Source organism: Paenibacillus sp. OAS669, assembly GCF_014873645.1.
In the GTDB taxonomy this organism is placed as follows: domain Bacteria; phylum Bacillota; class Bacilli; order Paenibacillales; family NBRC-103111; genus Paenibacillus_S; species Paenibacillus_S vulneris.
Map to the genome: position 1 here is coordinate 63,624 of NZ_JADBDR010000021.1, position 18,025 is coordinate 81,648.

General features: G+C 51.2%; 17 protein-coding genes. 5 read left to right on the forward strand and 12 right to left on the reverse strand.

The features are described from left to right. The first annotated feature begins 272 nt into the window (after nucleotides 1–272). The 4 genes from GGC63_RS31220 to GGC63_RS31235 all read left to right on the forward strand — a co-directional run bounded on the left by GGC63_RS31220 (nucleotide 273) and on the right by GGC63_RS31235 (nucleotide 3,876). Nucleotides 273–1,235: a carbohydrate ABC transporter permease gene (locus GGC63_RS31220; RefSeq protein WP_192705628.1), complete on the forward strand. Its 963-nt coding sequence runs from the start codon at nucleotides 273–275 to the stop codon at nucleotides 1,233–1,235. Next, nucleotides 1,232–2,053 carry a carbohydrate ABC transporter permease gene (locus tag GGC63_RS31225; RefSeq protein WP_079914577.1) on the forward strand — a complete coding sequence of 274 codons (822 nt, stop codon included), beginning with the start codon at nucleotides 1,232–1,234 and terminating at the stop codon, nucleotides 2,051–2,053. Before GGC63_RS31220 ends, GGC63_RS31225 begins: the two co-directional genes overlap by 4 nt. A 186-nt stretch (nucleotides 2,054–2,239) precedes the next feature. Then, complete coding sequence (locus GGC63_RS31230) at nucleotides 2,240–3,613, forward strand: ABC transporter substrate-binding protein (protein WP_192705629.1); 1,374 nt, start codon at nucleotides 2,240–2,242, stop codon at nucleotides 3,611–3,613. Between the two features lie 77 nt (nucleotides 3,614–3,690). After that, on the forward strand, nucleotides 3,691–3,876 hold the full coding sequence (locus GGC63_RS31235) for a hypothetical protein (protein WP_079914579.1): 186 nt from the start codon (nucleotides 3,691–3,693) through the stop codon (nucleotides 3,874–3,876). 75 nt (nucleotides 3,877–3,951) lie between these two features. On the opposite strand, the gene GGC63_RS31240 is transcribed toward GGC63_RS31235, so the two are convergent. The 6 genes from GGC63_RS31240 to GGC63_RS31265 form a co-directional block, all read right to left on the reverse strand. Next, complete coding sequence (locus GGC63_RS31240; RefSeq protein WP_225948631.1) at nucleotides 3,952–4,806, reverse strand: MBL fold metallo-hydrolase; 855 nt, start codon at nucleotides 4,804–4,806, stop codon at nucleotides 3,952–3,954. A 169-nt stretch (nucleotides 4,807–4,975) separates the two neighbouring features. Next, on the reverse strand, nucleotides 4,976–6,208 hold the full coding sequence (locus tag GGC63_RS31245) for a Ger(x)C family spore germination protein (protein ID WP_192705630.1): 1,233 nt from the start codon (nucleotides 6,206–6,208) through the stop codon (nucleotides 4,976–4,978). Next, nucleotides 6,201–7,307, reverse strand: a complete 1,107-nt coding sequence (locus tag GGC63_RS31250) for a GerAB/ArcD/ProY family transporter (protein ID WP_192705631.1) — start codon at nucleotides 7,305–7,307, stop codon at nucleotides 6,201–6,203. Before GGC63_RS31250 ends, GGC63_RS31245 begins: the two co-directional genes overlap by 8 nt. A 17-nt stretch (nucleotides 7,308–7,324) precedes the next feature. Beyond that, nucleotides 7,325–8,815, reverse strand: a complete 1,491-nt coding sequence (locus GGC63_RS31255; RefSeq protein WP_225948632.1) for a spore germination protein — start codon at nucleotides 8,813–8,815, stop codon at nucleotides 7,325–7,327. Between the two features lie 187 nt (nucleotides 8,816–9,002). After that, nucleotides 9,003–10,787, reverse strand: coding sequence for a methyl-accepting chemotaxis protein (locus GGC63_RS31260; protein WP_192705632.1), 1,785 nt, complete (start codon nucleotides 10,785–10,787; stop codon nucleotides 9,003–9,005). A gap of 313 nt (nucleotides 10,788–11,100) precedes the next feature. After that, nucleotides 11,101–11,550: a GreA/GreB family elongation factor gene (locus tag GGC63_RS31265; RefSeq protein WP_192705633.1), complete on the reverse strand. Its 450-nt coding sequence runs from the start codon at nucleotides 11,548–11,550 to the stop codon at nucleotides 11,101–11,103. 255 nt (nucleotides 11,551–11,805) lie between these two features. Here GGC63_RS31265 and hprK point away from each other — a divergent pair, with 255 nt between their 5' ends. Next, entirely contained in the window at nucleotides 11,806–12,717 is a 912-nt protein-coding gene (hprK, locus tag GGC63_RS31270) for an HPr(Ser) kinase/phosphatase (RefSeq protein ID WP_079914616.1), read from the forward strand. A gap of 21 nt (nucleotides 12,718–12,738) precedes the next feature. On the opposite strand, the gene GGC63_RS31275 is transcribed toward hprK, so the two are convergent. From GGC63_RS31275 to GGC63_RS31300, 6 genes are all read right to left on the reverse strand, one after another. Next, entirely contained in the window at nucleotides 12,739–13,623 is an 885-nt protein-coding gene (locus tag GGC63_RS31275; protein ID WP_192705634.1) for an alpha/beta fold hydrolase, read from the reverse strand. Nucleotides 13,624–13,741: 118 nt separating this feature from the next. After that, on the reverse strand, nucleotides 13,742–14,230 hold the full coding sequence (locus GGC63_RS31280) for a hypothetical protein (RefSeq protein WP_192705635.1): 489 nt from the start codon (nucleotides 14,228–14,230) through the stop codon (nucleotides 13,742–13,744). A 203-nt stretch (nucleotides 14,231–14,433) separates the two neighbouring features. Beyond that, complete coding sequence (locus GGC63_RS31285) at nucleotides 14,434–15,429, reverse strand: acryloyl-CoA reductase (RefSeq protein WP_192705659.1); 996 nt, start codon at nucleotides 15,427–15,429, stop codon at nucleotides 14,434–14,436. Nucleotides 15,430–15,527: 98 nt separating this feature from the next. Next, the gene (locus tag GGC63_RS31290) at nucleotides 15,528–16,007 is read right to left on the reverse strand and encodes a YhcH/YjgK/YiaL family protein (protein ID WP_192705636.1); all 480 of its coding nucleotides are present in this window, start codon (nucleotides 16,005–16,007) and stop codon (nucleotides 15,528–15,530) included. 142 nt (nucleotides 16,008–16,149) lie between these two features. Further along, nucleotides 16,150–17,130, reverse strand: a complete 981-nt coding sequence (locus GGC63_RS31295) for a hypothetical protein (RefSeq protein WP_192705637.1) — start codon at nucleotides 17,128–17,130, stop codon at nucleotides 16,150–16,152. Continuing rightward, nucleotides 17,109–17,702 (reverse strand): sigma-70 family RNA polymerase sigma factor, encoded by a 594-nt coding sequence (locus GGC63_RS31300; protein WP_192705638.1) that lies wholly within the window; start codon nucleotides 17,700–17,702, stop codon nucleotides 17,109–17,111. Before GGC63_RS31300 ends, GGC63_RS31295 begins: the two co-directional genes overlap by 22 nt. Nucleotides 17,703–18,025: the final 323 nt, after the last annotated feature.

The window sequence follows — 18,025 nt, forward strand, 5'->3', positions numbered from 1 at the left end:
CGGTCTAGTAAAAAACAGTAGCTTTGCCGCGTGAACCCAAGGAATATGCTCTATTCCCCCAGCTTTCTTCCGCCCTTTGACGTTCCCGATGGGGAACGGCTATTTTTCCTGCCAAATATTAAGGATATATGAAGAGCTGCCCTTCTCTCCATAAAACCTTTAAATCCCTCTAACGTTGTCTTTACAACAGGGACTTATACTGAACAAGGCAGTTGAGATTACAGAAATACGATGAACTCACTGTGATAATGGTTAGGGGTGAAATGAAAGATATGAGTCTTGTGCCAAAAGATATCAGGATACCCTCCTCCGCCGCTTCCACCAGGCCCGTCCGCAGAGCGCGTATCCGGAGCCTGAGCCCTCTGCGCTGGAGAGAGCATCTGCTTGCTTACTTGTTTCTGGCTCCGTCGCTGCTGCTGTTCGGCATCTTCCTTTTTTATCCCTTGCTGAAATCGGTTTATTTGAGCCTCCACCTGACTGACCCGCGCGGACGGATTGCGGCTTTCGCCGGATTGGAAAACTTCCAGGAGCTGCTGACTTCCGAGAAATTTTATCAAAGCTTGAAGGTGACTTTCTCCTTCACCTTGCTTACCGTACCTACAGGACTTGTCGCCGCACTTCTACTCGCCGCCCTCTCTCATAACAAGCTGAGGGGAATGCGCGTATTCCAATTCGTCTTCTCGCTGCCGATTGCCATTTCCGTCGGAACCGGCTCGGTCATCTGGATGATGCTGTACCATCCGAGCGTCGGGATTTTGAATTATGTGCTGAGCCTCTTCGGTACCCAGCCGGTAGGCTGGCTGACCGACCCTGCGGTGGCCCTTCTGTCCGTATCGGTCATGACGGTATGGATGAATCTCGGCTTCAACTATATTGTTCTGTTGAGCGGGCTGCAGGGCGTTCCGGAAGAAATTTACGACAGCGCCAAGATTGACGGGTCCGGGCCGATCCGAACCTTCGTACAGCTGACCTTGCCGCTCATTTCTCCGACGATCTTTTTCACGGCCATCGTGTCCGTTATCGGGGCATTCCAATCATTCGGGCAGATGCACATTCTGACCAAGGGTGGCCCAATGAATACGACGGACGTCGTCGTCTACAACATCTACCAGGATGCGTTCGTCAACTTCCGCTTCGGGATCGGCAGCGCGCAGGCGCTCCTGCTGTTCGCATTCATTCTCATTTTGACGCTTATTCAGTTCAAATTTTTTGAAAAGAAGGTGCATTACCAATGAGATCCCGCCTGCAGCAAACGATTCTCTATATTCTGCTGTGTATTGCTGCGGCACTGGTGCTGTATCCCGTGTTCTTCACCTTATCCGCAGCCTTCATGACTCCGGCCGAATCCTCGGCCTATCCGCCCAAGTTCATTCCTGGCGGGCTGTATTGGGATAATTTCCTTAAAGTGATTCAGACCGTGCCTATTTTCACCTTTATTGCTAACAGCTTGCTCGTGTCGACTGCCATCATGATAGGTCAGCTTCTTACGGCGAGCCTGGCCGCCTACGCCTTCGCCTATTTAAGATTCGCCGGTAAAAGCGTCCTGTTCGCTCTCTTCCTCTCGACGATGATGATTCCGTGGGAAGTGACGATGATTCCGAATTATTTGACCGTCAAAAGCTGGGGCTGGCTGGATACGTATGAAGGCTTGATCGTGCCATTCCTCGCCACTGCGTTCGGTACGTTCCTGCTTCGCCAGTTTTTCCTGCAGCTGCCGGCCGGCCTGTTCGAAGCCGCCCGTATCGACGGCTGCGGCCATCTCCGCTGCTTCTTCATGCTAGTGCTGCCGTTATCCCGGCCTGCGCTGGCAACACTCGGGGTGTACTCGTTCCTGACGCATTGGAACATGTACCTGTGGCCGCTCTTGATTACGAACGGGGAAAAGATGCGCACCGTCCAAATCGGGATCAGCATGCTGCAATTTGAAGAGATGACCTCGTGGAATCTGGTGCTTGCCGGCGTCACCATCGTACTGCTCCCGTCGCTCCTGCTTCTCGTCTTGGGCATCAAGCAGCTGGTAGGCGGATTGACGGCAGGCGCTTTGAAGGGCTAGCCCTTTGCACCGGTCTTACTTGCAGGAATTGTATCGCCATGCGGCTCGCAGCAAGGAACACGGCCTTGTTCTGAACCTAGCTTGTCCTCATCCATCCTCGGGACATCTATTCATTCATAAAAGAAAAAGATCGTATTTCCGCTTTTGCATGAATTCTATACATCCAAAAAAAGGGAGAGAACTGTAATGAAGTTTATGAAAAAAAGCCTGATACCGCTTTGCATGGCATCCGTTATGGCCTTATCCGCATGCGGCAGCAATGCAACTCAACAAGGAGCTGAAGGAGGAAGTAATCCCCAGCCTACAACTGCACCTGTTAAGAGCCAGGAGCCGGTCAAGGTCGTCTGGTGGCATTCCATGAGCGGTGAGCTTGGCAAAGCAATAGACAAGCTCGTATCCGACTTCAACGCATCCCAGAAAAACGTGGTGGTAGAAGCCGTATTCCAAGGCACTTATGATGAAAGCTTGAACAAAATGAAGGCTTCCATGGACTCAAAGAGCGGTCCCGCACTCATCCAGGTATACGAAGTAGGCAGCCGCTTCATGATTGACTCCAAGGCCATCACTCCTATGCAAAAGTTCATTGATCAGGATAAATATGATCTGTCGCAGCTCGAAGAGAACATTCTGAATTACTATAAAATCGACGGCAAGCTGAATTCCATGCCGTTCAACACGTCCAATCCGATCCTTTATTACAATAAGGATATGTTTAAAGCCGCAGGTCTTGACCCGGAGAAGCCGCCTGTAACTTACGATGACATTGCCAAAGCAGCTAAAGCATTGACCAAGGACGGCAAAACCGGCGCATCCTTCGCGATTTATGGCTGGTTCATGGAGCAATTTTTCGCTAATCAAGGCGCTGATCTGCTGAACAACGGCAACGGACGTAACGGGGTGGCCACCGAATCTTTGGTTAACGGCGAAGCCGGCGTGAAAACCTTGACCTGGTGGAAGCAGCTGGTCGACGACAAGGTTGCCCTGAATCTCGGACGCAAAACCGATGACACGAAAAAAGCGTTCCTCGCCGGCCAGATCGGCATGACCCTCGACTCTACCGGCTCTCTTCGCGGCATTGTAGACGGAGCCCAAGGCAAATTCGAGGTCGGAACGGCCTTCCTGCCTAAGCCTGCCGATGCTAAGGACGGAGGAGTTATCGTTGGAGGAGCAAGCTTGTACATCCTGAACAACCGCAGCGAAGCCGAGCAGAAGGGCGCATGGGAGTTCATCAAGTTCCTGGCCGAGCCGAAGCAGCAAGCTTACTGGCATGTAAACACCGGCTACTTCCCAATCACGAAGAAAGCTTATGATGAGCAAACGGTTAAAGATAACTTAACGAAATATCCGCAGTTGAAGACAGCCGTGGACCAGCTTCACGCGACCAAAGCAAATACGGCGACCCAAGGCGCTGTTATGGGCGTATTCCCGGAAGCCCGCCAGCTGACGGAAACGGCCATTGAGGAAGCATTGAACGGCAAGAAGCAGCCGAAGGAAGCTCTGGACGCCGCAGCCAAGGAAATTACCGGCAAGCTCGCTGCATATAACAAAACGGTAAAGTAGCAGCCTAAATGCATATTTTCCCAACGCTCCGATCATACTAACGAAGTATTGGACTATGGAGCAGGAGGGATAACGGAATGCCTAGCAGCAGAGGACATCAGGGAGCTACCGGGATCGGACAGGCGGAGGAGCAGCTGAACGCCCAAGCCGAGGCCGCAGCCCGAATTCAAGGCGAAAGCGAGCTTGATCAAGCGGTAGCGGCGCAAGCGAATCAGCAGGAAACCGAGCTGGATGAAGTAATCCCATCCGATCAGGAAGCTTAAGCATCAAACAAAAGACGACTCCTATTCCGTAAATCCCGGAATGAGAGTCGTCTTTTTTGAATCATATCAGAGCACTTATTGAACATAGTTGCCGTAATCGGGAACGGCTAACTGATCGAAATGGTCGGCCAACGCCTTCAAGCCGTTCGTCAGAGCCTCTCCCCGCATGGGTTCCCCATGTCCGGTCACGGCGGCAGACGGCTGCAAATGCTGTAAGGCGAGCACGGATTCCTTGGCTGCCTTCCAATCCGTTGTCAGGTATCTTGGAGGACCATGAACCTCCGGCTCCTGCATGAGTACTTTGTACAAAGAGTCCTGCCTGACGGTCACAAAGGCATCCCCCGCAATTAGCGTTCGGTCGCTCTCTCGAAAGAAGGAAACATGTCCCGGCGCATGCCCGGGCGTATGAATCCATCGAAACTCCGGCAGATGAGGAACTACCCCATTAGCCGGCAGCGGCCTTACACACTCTCCTAAGTCAATCGGAGTATTCGGAAATAGGAACGACATCTTCGCCACAAGCCCGCCTTCCACCGTCGGATCCGGCGCCGGGTAGCTCTGTTGACCCGTTAAGAAAGGCAGCTCCAGCTCATTCGCATAAATAGGGATTTCTTTCCAATGTTCCGCCAGCTCTATAATCGCGCCCACATGGTCAAAGTGCCCATGAGTAAGAATGATGGCTTCAGGACGATGCTTCGAACCGAAGCGGTTCTCGACAGCGGCAATAATGGCCTCAGCCGAGCCGGGCATTCCCGCGTCGATCAGCACGAAGCGCTGCTGTTCCGGGCTTCCGATCATAACGATATTCACAATCTGGATCGTATGACACCATACATCCGGCGCTACCTCAGTGTCCGAGCCGCTTCCTATCGAAGTCATGGGAATGTATTTGTAGTCCGTTCCGTAAGTCATTTCCTGATCCGTGCTCATTGGTTGTTCCCTCTTTTCCCGTAAGGTGTAAGGTCTTGTATTATGCAGTCAAGATTTTTTCCAGGGGGGGTCTCCGTGCTTATGAATGATATCCGAAATCTTATAGAAAACCAGCGGGATAGCTATGGTCAATATCGTGCACCCGATCACCATCCCCGACGGCAGCCGCTTAATGAAGATCTCCCACAGATCGACCTCTCCTTTCCGATTTCAAAATGCTCCCGCTTCTCTGAACCTCAGACTCGACGGTCACTTCCACTTTAGCTTTAGTGAACAGCTTCCGGCCCTCCTCCCAATCCTTCTGAATGCTCTTCCATATTTCATAGTGATCCCTGTACAAGAAGAGTTCCAGATCAACAACATCTCTGCCATATTTTTTCTGAAGCTTATTCATGGCGTTATCTGCAATGCTTTTGATCTTCTGCGATAGGGCGGCCTCCAGTTTCATTATCTCTTCTTCCTTTGTCATATCCATTTGTTTGAAGCTCTGGTCGACAATTCCTTTGGTACGAATATCAATGTGGAAAACCGGGCGCTCCGGGTCACTGACCTCCACCCACAGTCTTCGTCTCTCCCAATTGATTTCATATCCGACCAGCCCCCCTTCTATCTCGGTATTAATGACTCCGCCACTCACGTTACCTCTTAACAAGTTTATGCCCGCCGTGTCTCTCCCACCGATGAAATCAATCAAATTATTGGTTCTTCCATCGAATAAGGCGCTGCCTACGATGGAAATATCTTCTCGGTCCTTCGATACGGAAATCAGCTGAATCAAGAAGCTTTCCCGCTTCAGCAATTTTTCATGAACCTCGCCTAGCCTGGATTCTGCCAGCATGCGGGAGCTTTTCCTTGTGTTCTCCGCCGCTGAGGAGATGAACCTTGCCGGCAATTTCTCACTAGGAGGCTTTACCTCCAGCACTTGCTTGGCTTCTCCCTTGACGACCATGATCTTAAGCGATCTCCGCATTTCGCTGTCCCTTAGAAAATAATCAATCGTATCGGCAAACGCCCCTTCCTTTCTCGCTACCTCATCCGAAATAAGCACGACCTGAAGATGCTCGAAAAAGGGGGCATGGCTTGTTTTGGAGGCCAGCTTGGCCGCAAGCGAGGTCAACGTATCGCCATCAAGCGTAATGTTGAAATAGGCTCGGTTTGCTCCGCCCCCCGTATCCGAACTGCCGCTTTGCTTGATACCTGATGGAACAACCAGTTGATAGGTGACCATAAACTCCCCCTTTTTCCCCTTAGCTGCACCTTCTTTACCGGTTGAACCCTTCATGACATCGATGGCAATGCCGATGACAAAGCCGCGCTCATCGATTTCTATACGGTCCCAGCAGCCGGCGGTAATGAGCAAAATAAGGATAGCGGCTAACATCCCTGCTACTTTATCAACCACGGCCCGTCACCCCTCGAAGCTTGGCCAGGATCAGGAGTGTGAGAGGCAGGACGCCTGCAAACAAGATTCCCAAGTAGCTTATCAGGTCGCCCAGCATAGCAAACTCCGCCTGATCCTTCGGCAGCATTCCAAGCAAATACACGATGGGACTCAGGATCAGAATGCAGGTACGCTTGGACATTTTCTTGAATAGAGAAGTGTAGCAAATCAGCGATACGTCCATAGCCATGCTGGTTGTATTGAAGATCGTCATCATCCAGATGACAAAGAACAACGATTCGAACCTTTCAAAAAACTCGCCTGGTATTTTGATTTCCTTAGCAATCTCGATAGCGGGATACATAATGTTCATGGCTCCTGCATGCGAAAAGATGCCGATTCCAAAAATAAAAATAATTAAGTAGAAGATGACCGGAATGGCTATACCATAGACCATCGCTTTGGCCGTCTCCTTCGGACGCCTCATTAAGCTTCCATAGAAGAGGACGATTTCGAAGCCCAGCATCGAATACATGGCCTGCTCCGCTCCTTTTAAGATTTCTATAGGGCTGGAGATAAAAAAGGGCTTCAGGTTGTTCAAATCAAAAATTCCGATACTAAGAGCCATCATCAATAGAGCTATCGAAAGAACGAGTGGCAGGAACAGCACATTTAATCGAATTAAGCCTACCCTGGAGCCTGAAACCGCATAAATGACCACAAGCAGAAATGTGATAGCGACGAACTCAATAGGTGTCCTTACGAATAAATATTGTTTGGAAATACTTGCAATAGCCCGCATCTCATAGGCGCAGAACAGAAAAAAGTAAATGCCCTGCAGAAATATAAGCACGCAGGCGACAGGCTTCGTTACAATAAGGCAGGCATATTCGAAAAATGTTTTTTGGTGATAGCGGTTCACCAGCTTGGAAACGACGATACCTAACCCTACGGTTATTGCACCTGCCAAAAGAATGGACATCCACCCGTCCGACGATTTCGTGGAGGAAGCCACCAGCCTCGGTAAGGTGAGGACTCCGACCCCTATCAGCATGGAGGCAACCGTCATGATCATTTCCTTTTGTCCGACTTCCTGATCCGCATATTTGAAAATTCCCATGAGGCCCCTCCTTGCCGTTACGTTTTTGTACGCTCCTTATCCTGAGGCTTCATCATCTCAGGACGGCTATTCAGCACTTCAACAGGCGCCCGCATCAGCAGCTCCTTCCAATCCTTCACGAACATCGGCGCTATAGGAGTTGAGTAAGGGATCCCGAAGCTTTGTAAATTAACGAGATGGATATTAATCATGATATAAGCCAGCACAATCCCGTATATCCCGAATAATCCGGCCGCAAGCATGATGGCAAACCTGAGCATTCTTAGCGAAATGGCAAAGCTGTAGGCCGGCAGGGTAAAAGAGGCAATGGCAGTTATAGCCACAATGATGACCATAATCGGACTCACGATGCCGGCCGTTACAGCTGCTTCCCCTATAACAAGACCGCCGACAATGCCGATCGTTTGACCGATCGGCTTGGGCAGCCGTACACCTGCTTCCCGCAGCAGCTCGAGCGTCCCCTCCATCATGAAGGCTTCGACGACGGCCGGGAAAGGAACCCCTTCCCTGGCTCCGGCGATGGAGAAGGCTAACTTGGATGGCAGCATGCCATGGTGGAATTCCGTTAAAGCAATATAGAGCCCCGGCAAAAAAGTAGCGATAAATGCCGCTGCCAATCGCAGCAGCCGGATGACGCTCGATATCATCCAGTTCTGGTACATATCCTCAGGCGAGTGAAACGAGGTGACCAGGGTAACCGGCAAAATCAGCTGGAAAGGCGTTCCGTCCACCAGGATGGCCACACGGCCCTGCAATAATGCTGCAGCTACTTTGTCCGGCCTCTCCGTATTTAATACTTGCGGAAACGGAGACATCACGTTATCCATGATCCATTGCTCGATAAACCCGGAGCCTTCCATATCATCCCGGTTGATCGTGCCCAGCCTTCGTTTAACCTCATCGACCAGCTTGGGATTGACAATATCCTCAATATAAGCAACGATAACTTCCTTTGGGATACGCTTTCCAATTTTATAGGCGTCAAACCGGAGATTGGGATCCGGCAGTCTTCTTCGAATCAATGAGGTCGTCGTACAAATATCCTCCGTAAAGCCCTCTCGCGGGCCTCGAATGAGTGCTTCCGTCTCCGGTTCATCCACTCCACGGCTTTTCCAGCCCTTCGTTCCGATAACCAGCGCCTTGCTGCTGCCATGGATGAGAAGCGCCGTATCTCCGGAAAGAATGGCATTTAGAACGTCGCCCATCCCGCTTACTTCCATGATGGAATGTAAGGGAAGCAGCTCCAGACGCATAAAAGAGATAAACGCATCCCCTTCGGCCGGAACAATTCTATTGGATTCCTCCAGGCTGATCAGCAGGCTTTTCAAAATTTGGCCGTTGATAAGATCTCTATTGACGAGGCCGTCAATGCACAGGATAGCACATGAATGGATGCTGCCGAGCTTAAATTCCTTCACCACAAGGTCGCTCGGAAAACCCAGCTTATGCCCAATATGATCCAAATTGACCTGAATATCTACAGACAGCAGGTTCCCCGGGTTCATCATGTCTGCACACCGCCTTAAAGGTTTACGATACCAGTTATTACTATTACCTGAACCAGCCGCGATTATCCAAATCGAGCCATTAGGCCAAGGTAACCCTGCAGTGGAACCCCGGGAACCTGTTGCTAAAAAAAACAGCCCGCCCTGCTGCATTCCTGCAGCAAGCCGAGCTGTGTTCTTATAGCGGTGCTTATGCGGTTTTAAACTGCGATAAAAGCTGCTGAAGCTCTTCGGCCATATTGGACAACGATTGAGCCGAGGTTTGCAGCTCCTCCGTCGTCTGAAGCTGGCCTGTAGCAGAGGCGGATACGTTCTGCGTTGAGGAAGCTGTTTCCTTCGCGATGTAAGCCACTTGCTGAACGGCAGCCGTTATTTGCTGAGCCCCTGCCGATATTTCCTCGGAGGTCGCTGCCATTTCCTGAATTTGCGAAGCGATTTGCGAGGTCGATACCAGAATATGATTGAAGTTTTGCTCGGTTTCCTTAACGAGCTCAATCCCCATCTGCACCTCGTCCTTCACTTTCCCCATCGCTTCGCCGGACTCCTGAATGCTGGACTGAATTTCGTGAAGCAGCTTGGCGATTTCATCGGAAGAGCTGCCGGATTGCTCCGCAAGCTTGCGCACTTCAGCTGCCACTACCGCGAATCCGCGACCCTGCTCGCCGGCGCGCGCTGCTTCAATTGCGGCATTGAGCGCCAGCAGATTGGTTTGCGAGGCAATCTCCTGAATAGCCTGCAAGATGCTGCCGATCTGATGCGACTTGACCTCCAGCATTTCAATAACCTGATCCGTATGATGAACGGACGAGTGGATGGACTGCATTTGATTTACGGTGTTTTGGACAAAGGCTTCCCCGCTTTCCGCCTGCTGCTTCGTCCATTCTACGGATTCGGCAATCGAGGACGCGCTTTCGGCCATTCTGCTGATTCCTTGCCCCACTTCTTCCATGGATCGCGATGTTTCTTCCATCGTCAGCGTCTGTTGATCAGCGCCTGTTGCCACTTCCTTGACGGTAGAGGCAATCTCGACGGATGCGTGCTGCATTTCGCCTGAGCTGGATTTCAGCTGCTCTGCAGACACGGTTACGAGCTGTGCATGCTCATTAATGGTTTCAATCATGGTTCTCATGTTATCCGTCATCTGTACGAAAGCGGCGCTGAGCTCTCCGATTTCATCGCTCCGGTTCAATGCAGCGCTTTTCTCCGACAGATCGCCTTCAGAGATCCGCTTGGCCGCTCTGCTCATTTCCTTCAAAGGCTTGGATACATGCTGGGCCATCACGAAAGAGATCGCGAGTCCCGCAAGGATAGCGAGTACACTAAGCACAATAACCCAGGTAACCCCGGTACGGTTGGAGTCCTCCAGCTCCCCTGACCATTCATCGGCATGAGCCTGGATGTTGCGGGTAAGCACATCGATTATCATACTGCATCCGCTTATGAACTCGTCCGCCTGCTGAATCAGTCTCATGCCGTCAGGACTGTGCTGTTGAGCGGCGCTTAAAATCGCCGGGAACAAATTCTCATAGGACTCCCATTGCTTGCTGAACAGCTTCAGCAGCGTAACATCCTTTTCCGTAATGGCAAGCTGCTCCAGCGTTTTCGTCTTGGATTGAATTTCCGAGAACAGCACCTTTGCTTTATCCGGCTGGGTCAACACTTCATCGGTTATGTCCATGCTGGACATGTCGCCCGAGCTTTTCTCCGGCATATTCAGCTGAATGCGAAGAATCAAGTCATCCAATTCCTTAATGTCGTGGTTCAAGTTGCCCAGCATAACCACACTGGGTAGCCCTTTTTGTGTCATTTGCTTTGATTTCTGGCCCATCGTATTCATTTGAATCAGTGCTGTTACACTTAGAACAGATAACAGCAGCAGGACGACCAAGAAGCTGACGAGCAGCTTTTTGTGGAGCGACAGCTGTGACAGCTTTCCGATAACGTCCCGTATCCATTCTTTCGCTTTCCCTTTCATTCTTTTTCCTCCGATTCTGTCTGTTTTGTTGGGTTCTTCTATTTTTTGAAAGCGCTATTTCCTTTCATTTACAATTCATCCCTTTGTATATTTCGACACTTTAGGCAGAATAGTTTAGAGACTTTTGTCGATTTTTATCATTTTCGCGAAAAAAGTTGCCGTTTTTTGAACAAAATAGGTATTTCACCCCATATTTATAGGAAAAAGATCCTTATTGCGATTTGCCGTGAGCCTCGAAAAATGAATCATTCAACGTTAAAAAAGCCCTGCAGCCGAAAAGGGTTCAGCTGAGGGCTTTCTTGCTTTTATAAGTCTACAATCTGGGCTTATCGTAGGGCTCTCCCATGTTGACGTATTTCACTTGACGCACCTGCACGTTTGACGAGCCTATCGGGGTCTCGATGGTTCTGCTCTCATCCTGGGACGCCAGCAGGAGCTGAAATCCGAATGGAGCCAAAAAAGAAATTTGGTTGCGGTCAGGATCGGCCTGATGCGGGAATACAATAGTGTATGAATCCTCGAAGCCTTCGTCCAGCGTCTGGACCCGGCTGCCTATAAGCGCGACGGAATGGAGCGACTCCTCCTCGAAATTGGCGATAATACTCTCCAAGGTCCGGGTGTAGTCCTCGACAAACTGCTCTCCAATTTTCTTGGTGCGCTCATTGGCAAAATAGTTATCCAAAATGTGAAACCTTTCTTCGTCAAAATAAACGAGCTGATGAATCAGCTGCATTCTTGCGGAATCGAGCGGACTATGGCTCATAGTAAGGATCACCTCCGCTGCGAACAATTTCTCCTTCCGTAAAATAGCCGTATAACGCTTTCATTTATGGAATGACCTCCTTTGAAAAAATAAGACCTCTCCGACAAGAGGTCCTTAGCGATATATTACCAGATTCATGCTTGTATGCCCAACCTTAACCGGCGAATTCGCAAGAAAAGCATAATCGGCAAAGGGAAACAGGCCGTGCGTGTAGAATGGTTACAAGCAAGAGAAATGAAACAGGAGGAGAACAACATGACGAAATCGGTAACCGTACAGGACCTGGTAAAGCGCTTCTCCTTGGAAGTGCTTGCGGGGCAAAAAGAACTGCATCGAACGATCGTAAAGCCTAAAACCCACCGTCCCGGACTGGAGTTTGTCGGGTATTTTGATTTTTTTCAGCAAGCGAGGGTGCAGGTGCTGGGGAAGAAAGAAATTACCTATTTGCATACGCTGACCGAGGAAGAGCGAAATGAACGCATCGGCAACATTGTCAAATACCATCCTCCCTGCTTCGTAGTGACGCGCAATCAGGAAGGGCTTAAATATTTAATGAAATATTGCGAGGAAGAAGGCATCCCTCTGCTCAGAACTCATGAGGCGACTCCGAAATTTCTGGAGCTTATGGACGGCTATTTGACCAAAGCGCTGGCACCGGAAATTACGATACATGGCGTCATCGTCAACGTATCGGGAATCGGCATCCTGCTGCGCGGCAAATCCGGCGTCGGAAAAAGCGAAACGGCCCATACGCTCATTCGGCGGGGCCATCGGTTAGTTGCGGATGATATTGTCGTGCTCAAAAAAATCAGCCCGGAGACGCTGATCGGCACTCACAACGGAAAAAGCAAGGAGTTCCTCGCTCTGCGCAGCATCGGTCTGATTAATGTATCGCGTCTATATGGAAGAAGAGCGTTTCAGGACGAGACGCGCATCGTGCTGGATATCGAGCTGACCCAATGGAAGGATAACGCCTTGAATAACGAATTGGAGCTGGAGCCGACCTTCACCGACTATATGGACGTCCGGATTCCCCATATCGAAATTCAGCTTCAACCCGGCAGAGATGTGGCGGGCCTGGTTGAAGCCGCTGCGAACAATTGGTACCTGCGCCAGCAGGGCTACAGCGCCGTTGAGGAATTCATGAAACGGCTGGAGGAAGGTTAGCCGTATAGCGCTGCTGACCTGTTAGGGCTGACGCTGGATGATCTCGCTGTCCACGGGTAAATCCCCCGGCGGCCAATGAAGAGGAAGGGCTGCTTCGGCCGCCTCCTCCTTCTCTGTCTTAGGCTCTGCTTGCGGGGTCAGGGCGGGATCATCCATCCATAAGCGGATCAGGTCATTCATTTCGCGGTAGTTTTTGGTTGGAATTTGATGCCGGGCCCCCGGAATCAGATAATACGTACAATGAGCGACTCGCTGTTGAATCAATTGGGCGTACCGGTGGAAGGATCTATCCTTCTCCCCATAAATCAGAAGCAGCGGTTTGTGGATCCGATGCAGCTTGCTCGTACAGTTATAGCCGAGGCTGCAGCCAAAATATTGCCGCATGTTGCGGACCTGTCCCTGCATCGCCCCGGCGTACAGCTGCTTGAATGTCGATGGCAAGTCAGCATTGCCGATAGATATCGCAGCGGACAGCAGCCTTTTGCCGGACAGCTTGCAGATCTGCCTCGCCGTCCAAATCAGGCTTTTGTTGAACCAGTCGCTGACCTCGGACATGGCGCTGACCAGAATGCCTCCCAGAAATCGCTGCGGATAAGCAATCATCGCCTCCAAAACGGCGGAGCCTCCGGTCGAGTACCCGCATAGCACCGCTTGGGGCAGCTTCAAAGCGTCCATAAGCTTGCAAATATCTTTCGCTATAAGCTCATACGTAACCTTCTCTTCCGAGAAGCCGCTTTTGCCGTGCCCACGTATGTCGAACGTAATGACCTCAAAGCGGTCTGACAGCTGCTGCTGGTAGAAGAACACCTCTCCCGTCAATAGCGGCGGATGAATAAACAGGATCGGCACACCTTGGCCGATCCTTTCGTAATGCAGCTTAACCCCGTTAACTTCCACCATCGGCATAATGTTCACCTCTATCGTTTTTTCCATGATTATCCGATAGTGTCTCCGCAATTGCTTATTCCATGCATAGGCTGCATGAGTCTATGCCGGCTTACTTTGCCTTATGCCCGAAGCTTTTCTAGGTGGCGGCCGCGCTGTTCTGTCTTTTTTGGATCGCATGCACACCCATCACGACCAATATAAGCTCTTCGGTCGGCAGCTCCGAATGATTGGATAATTCGAAAGCCCCGGCTCCGAAGAAGCTATCCGTTCTTCTAAATTGTGCAACCGTCCTGCCTTCCGGCTTACGTACCGTATACTCTCTGGAAAAGGCAGGAGATTCGATCTCATATTCCCCTCGGGAGCCTTCGTACCAGTACTTTTTAGATAAAAAGGATATCCTGGCCTTCAGAACGCCGATCTCCTCGCCGTAACGGTCGGAAATCAGCCAAGCATTGGAGAAGAAACGGAATTTCCCGCTATAGGCTATTTCTCCGCGCTCATCCAGAACATGAATTCCGGAAGTGAACATGCTTTGCAGATCGAGCTCTCCTATTTTTTCATTGTTCTCATTAACGATGTCGGTATAGCCGGTCGAAAAGAATCGATCCGAGAAGTAGACCTTCATGACTCGGGCCTCCTTTGTCCTTCCATAAATTTTCCAGGCTCACTTCTTATTACGAAAGCTGATTAAGAAATGTTTCGCATTGATGTCCTGGTCGTACGCAGGGATTTATTGGTTTTATAACGAATTTATTACAAAACCTAGAAAAGGCCGCATCCCCGTCAGACGGGAACTATGCGGCTCTTTCCTTGCTTCCGATAAGCAGGCTACAATTCTACAATGACTCTTCCTTTGATCCGCCCTTGCAAAATTTCCTCCGCATAATGCGGTACTTCATCGAGACGAATACGGCGTGCAATCCGGCTCAAGTGGCCTGTCGGCAGCAAATCTTCAGCGGTCCGCTTCCACAGCTCATAACGCCGCTCCGCCGGGTACTGCACCGAATCAATGCCGAGCAGGTTAACGCCGCGAAGGATAAATGGATGCACCGTCGTCGGAATCGCCCCGCCGCCGGTAAGTCCGCTTACCGCTACCGATCCTCCGTAGCGGATGGAAGCGAGCAGATACGCAAGGGACTTCCCGCCGACGGGATCGACGGCGGCCGCCCACCGCTGCTTCTCGAGCGGCTTGATGCTCTCCGGGCTCAGCTCGCTGCGGTCAATGATCTCCTGCGCTCCGAGCGAGCGCAGGTAGTCATGCTCCGCGGCTTTGCCGGTGCTGGCCGCGACATGATAGCCGCGGGCGGCGAGCAGCGCCACGGCAAAGCTGCCGACGCCGCCCGTGGCGCCCGTCACCAGCACGGGGTCCTGCCCCGGCTGCAGGCCGTTATGCTCCAGGCGGTCGATGGACATCGCCGCCGTCAAGCCGGCCGTGCCGATGGCCATGGCATCGTGCGGCTCAAGGCCCGGCGGCAGCGGCACGACCCAGTCGGCGGGGACTCTCGCCATTTGGCTCAAGCCGCCAAAATGCGAGACCCCAAGCTCGAAGCCTGTAACCAGCACGGCTTGTCCCGCTTGAAAGCGGGGATCGGTGGAAGCAACCACCGTTCCAGCCAGGTCGATGCCCGGAACATGAGGGTAAGTGCGTACGATGCTGCTGTTAGGAAGGCAGGCTAGCCCATCCTTATAATTGACACCCGAAAAGCTTACGCGAATCAGCACCTCTCCTTCCGGCAAGTCCTCTACCGTCAGCTCCTTCACACCGATCTCAAAGCGCTCCCCCTGCTTATCAATGACCAAAGCCTGAAACGTTTCCGTATCCATTGCCATCTTCGCTTGCCCCTTCCTTCCGTTAATCTGCCTTGCTTCCGCTTCTTAGCTTTTTGGAAACCCGTCAAGCCCATGACACTCATATTGAATGATTATTCCAGCCCCAATAAGCTTTTATGTATTTTGATAACAACCTTTCGGATAGGCTGATCCTTGGTTACACTGCAGCACGGACGATGAATATCTCCCGGATAAAATACGGCAAAGGAACCTGGACGAAGCACCAGGGAGCTTTCCTCTCCGACCTTTTCATAGAATGCAATGTCCCTGGTCTCGAAGGACTGTTCCGAAATTACCGCTTCCTCCGATAACGGAACGACGCGAATCACTTCTTCTCCGGACAGGAGGAATTGTATATCGGTATAAGTTCGATGGGATTCAGGGCGCTGCTGCTGCCAATCCTTCGTGGCAGGTTCTTGCAGCAAAGCAAACATCTGATCGCCTTCAATCTCATATTTGCCCGCTGGCAAAGAACTGAAATCGGTGCTGCGAATATACTCTATCCCCTTATTCACCGCTTCGGGGAATAAGGCCTTTTCTTTTTCCCAATTCGTCAAATCGCTAAAAATCATCTGCTGCACAACCTTTCCAAATAAGTAGAATGAACGGATGAAATATGGACTCTCTTCTTTCCAGTATACTCCTTCGTGAAAAAAAAGAAAAAGCCCGCCATCCAACCTGGATGACGAACTTCTTGCAGCTGTTTTCGTGTCTCTACCTCAAGCTGTTGGCTAGAGCCAGCAGCTCCTCCTTCGTCACGTTCGGAGACGACGTCATAACGTGGTACAGCATCGTTCTTCCCTCCGATGGTTCCATCCAGCTCACCTCCCGGGATTCGCCGCTACCCGTCCACAGAGACTGGGGATTTATGGTATAGTACCCTTCCCGGCCGGTTACTGCAACCTTCTCTCCCGTAGTCTGATCTCCGGTAACCAGCTTCAGGTCGATCTGCTCATCGCTGGCGGACAGAACCTGATAGCGAATTTCGATCTCGTCGTTATGGGCATTAGCATAAATGAGCCCCGGACTAACCAATCCATCGGCTCCGAACGAAGGAACAGCCGCTTTTTGCCACGTGATCGACTGCTTCGCTTCTTTGGCCTGCTGCTTTAATTTCTTCGCATAGTCTGTATAGCTCTGAGCATCCATCAATCCGATTCGAGGCTGCAGCTCTCCTCTGACAAAGGAAAACCCTTCCGGCACTACGGCAGGGGCCTTGGCCTGTAAGCCTGCTTGCTCTACCTTCCGCTTCCACTGCTCCATGCTCGTGTAGGCGACAGGATGAATCAGCAGGGTCACAGCCGGCAGCTTGAGCTGCTCCAGGGGCTGCACATAGACTACAGCTGCTTCTCCTGGTGCCAGCTGGCTTCTGACATCACCGTACGCTCCCCGAATTTGTTCGCTTAAAGCATCAGGCAGCTGTACAGCCGAACTCTTCGACACCTCCAGCTGAACCTTATTCGCTTGCATCGTATAGAGCAAATTCGAAGCATAGGCGACACCCGAGAACAGGAAAATGCACGCCGCCACGAGAGCGATCCGCGCTTTGCCGCTGAGCCTTCCGCCTGACCTCCTTCGCTTCCCTGCGGCATAGGTTTCAAACAATCGTTCCGCTTGAGCATCCAGCTCTTGAGGGACCGTCAGCTGCCCGGCGTATTGCCGGAGCTCAGCTTTCAGTTGGTTTTGGATGGACATGTGGTGTAGCCTCCTTCATCATCCGTTATGGGATTGGCAGATAATTGACGCAGTCTGTTAAGCGCCGTATGGTGCCGTGATTTCACCGTACCTATCGGAATATTCAGCAGCTCGGCTATTTCCTCGAACGAGTACTCGTGGTAATAGCGTAATACAATAACGCTTAGGTGCTTATAGCTCAGTCCTTGAACCAGCCGGATCAGCTCACCGCGATGCTCGCTAAGCAAATACAGCGACTCGGTATCCGCAACCGGTACATGAACCTCCATACGGGCATTGCGCTCGTGAATTCGAAACCTGCGCCACAATTTACGATTCCAATTATGAACCTGGCGAATAGTTAATCCTGTTAACCATGCACGGAACGGCCGGTCGAACTGGTACTTGGAAAGCGATTTGAGCATCTCCGCATACACTTCATTCACGACGTCGTTCACGTCCTGCTTGTTATTCACCAGCAGGCTTACGGTTCTGTACACCTCCTCTTTGCTGTGCTCATACACGACTCGAAAGGCTTCCTTGCTTCCCGCTGCCATTTGGCGCAGGGATTCATGCAGTAATGGCTCTGTCATAGGCGGCCGGCCCCCTAATCTTTACTTCACTCTATATTGGTCCTGTGCCCGAAAAAGGTTCATTCTTCGAGTCTGTTGAAAAACCTGTAAGGCTTGAACTATTGTCCACATATTCCGATGGGGCATTCCCTCCGGCCGCTGTTGAAACCCGTGAATTCGATTAGATTTAGCGGTATTTTCACGGATTTCAAAGGCGAACGTAAACTCCTCCGAGATGGAGCCTTGGCTTCAAAGCCGATTTGAGGTACTGTGCGGGAACCCCTATTTTTTTAAAAAAAGCCGAACCGGCATCGGGAAATTCCCTCATCGGCTCGACTTTTACT

What these genes read in the sequence shown, in the direction of transcription:
- GGC63_RS31220 (WP_192705628.1), top strand. Translation starts at nt 273, where the DNA reads ATGAGTCTTGTGCCAAAAGATATCAGGATACCCTCCTCCGCCGCTTCC.
- GGC63_RS31225 (WP_079914577.1), top strand. Translation starts at nt 1,232, where the DNA reads ATGAGATCCCGCCTGCAGCAAACGATTCTCTATATTCTGCTGTGTATT.
- GGC63_RS31230 (WP_192705629.1), top strand. Translation starts at nt 2,240, where the DNA reads ATGAAGTTTATGAAAAAAAGCCTGATACCGCTTTGCATGGCATCCGTT.
- GGC63_RS31235 (WP_079914579.1), top strand. Translation starts at nt 3,691, where the DNA reads ATGCCTAGCAGCAGAGGACATCAGGGAGCTACCGGGATCGGACAGGCG.
- GGC63_RS31240 (WP_225948631.1), bottom strand. Translation starts at nt 4,806, where the DNA reads ATGAGCACGGATCAGGAAATGACTTACGGAACGGACTACAAATACATT.
- GGC63_RS31250 (WP_192705631.1), bottom strand. Translation starts at nt 7,307, where the DNA reads ATGGGAATTTTCAAATATGCGGATCAGGAAGTCGGACAAAAGGAAATG.
- GGC63_RS31255 (WP_225948632.1), bottom strand. Translation starts at nt 8,815, where the DNA reads ATGATGAACCCGGGGAACCTGCTGTCTGTAGATATTCAGGTCAATTTG.
- GGC63_RS31260 (WP_192705632.1), bottom strand. Translation starts at nt 10,787, where the DNA reads ATGAAAGGGAAAGCGAAAGAATGGATACGGGACGTTATCGGAAAGCTG.
- GGC63_RS31265 (WP_192705633.1), bottom strand. Translation starts at nt 11,550, where the DNA reads ATGAGCCATAGTCCGCTCGATTCCGCAAGAATGCAGCTGATTCATCAG.
- hprK (WP_079914616.1), top strand. Translation starts at nt 11,806, where the DNA reads ATGACGAAATCGGTAACCGTACAGGACCTGGTAAAGCGCTTCTCCTTG.
- GGC63_RS31275 (WP_192705634.1), bottom strand. Translation starts at nt 13,623, where the DNA reads ATGCCGATGGTGGAAGTTAACGGGGTTAAGCTGCATTACGAAAGGATC.
- GGC63_RS31280 (WP_192705635.1), bottom strand. Translation starts at nt 14,230, where the DNA reads ATGAAGGTCTACTTCTCGGATCGATTCTTTTCGACCGGCTATACCGAC.
- GGC63_RS31285 (WP_192705659.1), bottom strand. Translation starts at nt 15,429, where the DNA reads ATGGATACGGAAACGTTTCAGGCTTTGGTCATTGATAAGCAGGGGGAG.
- GGC63_RS31290 (WP_192705636.1), bottom strand. Translation starts at nt 16,007, where the DNA reads ATGATTTTTAGCGATTTGACGAATTGGGAAAAAGAAAAGGCCTTATTC.
- GGC63_RS31295 (WP_192705637.1), bottom strand. Translation starts at nt 17,130, where the DNA reads ATGTCCATCCAAAACCAACTGAAAGCTGAGCTCCGGCAATACGCCGGG.
- GGC63_RS31300 (WP_192705638.1), bottom strand. Translation starts at nt 17,702, where the DNA reads ATGACAGAGCCATTACTGCATGAATCCCTGCGCCAAATGGCAGCGGGA.